The sequence below is a fragment of the Advenella mandrilli genome (assembly GCF_016595155.1).
Classification (GTDB): Bacteria; Pseudomonadota; Gammaproteobacteria; order Burkholderiales; family Burkholderiaceae_B; genus Advenella; species Advenella mandrilli.
Genome location: NZ_JAENGP010000035.1, coordinates 1 through 1,683, shown reverse-complemented (window position 1 = coordinate 1,683; position 1,683 = coordinate 1). Strand labels below are relative to the sequence as shown.

The window sequence follows — 1,683 nt, the reverse complement described above, 5'->3', positions numbered from 1 at the left end:
GAAGCCTCTACGACCTGGCGTTTGTATTCGTTTGAATAGCGACGCCGGGGTCGCTCGGCCACCGGCACCGAATAAAGAGAAACATCCATAACGCATCAAAACCTAGTTGAATAAATGGACATCTATATTGCTAGAATTTAAAACAGAATTCTAGATGGCACTGGCCGGAGCATTACGGTACTTTTTGGAGTTGGGTCAGTTTTTTGCTGGGGAGCGACCTGTCATGGGTAAGTAGGTCACACCGCAAAGCGGGTTCCTGTTAACACAGCAAAAGAGCAGCTCAACGACGTCGGCCATTTTCGAAACTACCTGGATAGACTAATCCGCTATCCAGCAAGTCTGTGCCGGTCTCTCTTTTTTCAATCCTCTTAATAGCGCTCTGTCCTCTTATGGATGCATAAGCTCCATTCTTATATTTTTCGATATCCATCCGGCTGCTCTTAAAATCCATTAGGCATTGGGAAAATCGCAAGGAGGTATTTGGAGCGATCTTTTTATTCTTTTTAAATTGAATGCTCTTCATATTCTTGGACGAAGCATGTAGAGCAAATCTCTCGCATGCATAACCCGTCAGAAACAACTTCCAATCGACAATGGGCAAGCTGTTAATTAACTGACATATAAACGTGGAGTCGCCGGATTCTTCAAATTTCCTGCTCGCAAAAGTCCATGCTTGCTCAAAAAGGTGTGACAAGAAAAGCTTTTTATAGTCGATAAATTCGACCAAGGGATTCTGAGGAACAGACAGAACTTGTTTGAAACGTGCCTGTAGTACTTTATCGTATTCGGCCTCATTGACCATCTTCATTATTCTCCCTAGAAATTAAGTTAAGCAGCAGATGAGTATTGGTATGCTTCTGGATTCTATGCATCCGATCAAAATGCTCTTTACGCTCTCGTACTCATCATTATCAGTTCTGATCCACTTCTATAAAAATCGACAGACTTTATTCCACGTCGACAGACTTTATTTCTTCCCTTCAAGGTTTTTTAGTGCTTAACGCGCTAATCACAAAATCAATTCAAAACACTATACATCAATCGCTTAACTAGCGTAAGCGTTCCGTAAACACACATAGACATGGCCGCGTCAGCGGCCATTCTAATTTTATTCGGACGCAGCAGGCGACCAGTTATGCGGCAACAATTCATCAATCCGGCTGTTAGGATGCGTCGGCAACCGATCCAACACGTCCTTCAGATAGGCATACGGATCATGTCCATTGAGCTTGGCTGATTGAATCAGGCTCATCACCGCCGCTGCCCGTTTACCCGCCCGCAAAGAGCCGGCAAAGAGCCAGTTTTTACGACCCAGTACGATCGGGCGCACCTGGTTCTCGACCCAGTTATTGTCGATCGGCAAGCTCCCATCATCCAGATAGCGGGTCAGTGCCACCCAGCGTTTCAGGCTGTAGTCTAGCGCCTTGGCAATGGTGGTACCATCAGGTACCCGTTGTCTTTGGGCCAGCATCCAATCATGCAAGGCATCGGCCAGCGGGCGGGCTTTCTGCTGGCGCAGTTGCCAGCGCTCATGTTCATTCAGGTTTTTCACCTGCCGCTCAATGTCATAAAGCTGACCCATATAGTTTAAGGCTTGTCCCGCCAGCAGGCTCTTGTCATCCAGTTCGAAGAATTTACGCCGGGCATGCGCCATGCAGCCCACCTCGGTAATGCCTTGGGTAA

2 protein-coding genes are annotated in these 1,683 nt (G+C 46.8%); both read right to left on the bottom strand.

The genetic code is table 11. The annotated features are described in order from the left end of the window. Positions 1 to 280 precede the first annotated feature (280 nt). Complete coding sequence (locus JHL22_RS15850) at positions 281 to 808, bottom strand: hypothetical protein (protein ID WP_200239586.1); 528 nt, start codon at positions 806 to 808, stop codon at positions 281 to 283. Positions 809 to 1,108: 300 nt separating this feature from the next. Beyond that, positions 1,109 to 1,683: IS66 family transposase (gene tnpC / locus JHL22_RS15845; protein WP_200239584.1), on the bottom strand; the 575-nt coding region annotated here is incomplete at its 5' end.

Bases quoted from the DNA above. Each gene is read 5' to 3' on its own strand.
- JHL22_RS15850 (WP_200239586.1), bottom strand. From the start codon at position 808: ATGAAGATGGTCAATGAGGCCGAATACGATAAAGTACTACAGGCACGT.